This is a genomic window from Streptomyces sp. MBT65 (assembly GCF_016612545.1).
In the GTDB taxonomy this organism is placed as follows: domain Bacteria; phylum Actinomycetota; class Actinomycetes; order Streptomycetales; family Streptomycetaceae; genus Streptomyces.
On record NZ_JAENRY010000813.1, the window covers coordinates 1 to 350 of the forward strand.

1 protein-coding gene is annotated in these 350 nt (G+C 69.7%); it reads left to right on the top strand.

The genetic code is table 11. The features are described from left to right. The coding region (locus JHN63_RS52225; protein ID WP_200692078.1) for a nitroreductase family protein at positions 1–350 on the top strand (350 nt) is incomplete at both ends.

The window sequence follows — 350 nt, forward strand, 5'->3', positions numbered from 1 at the left end:
TTGCTGGATGCGATGCGCGACGCGTGGATCTCCGATCTGCGGCGGGACGGGAAGTCGGAGGAGTCCATCGCGAAGCGGGTGCGGCGCGGAGACGTGTTGCGGGGGGCGCCGTATCTGGTGGTTCCGTGTCTCGTCATGGACGGGGCGCACACGTATGGGGATGCCCGTCGGGACGGGGCGGAGCGGGAGATGTTCGTGGTGGCCGCGGGGGCCGGCGTGCAGAACTTCCTCGTGGCACTGGCCGGGGAGCGGTTGGGATCGGCGTGGGTGTCTTCGACGATGTTCTGCCGGGACGTCGTGCGGGAGGTGTTGGGGTTGCCGAAGGGGTGGGATCCGATGGGGGCGGTGGC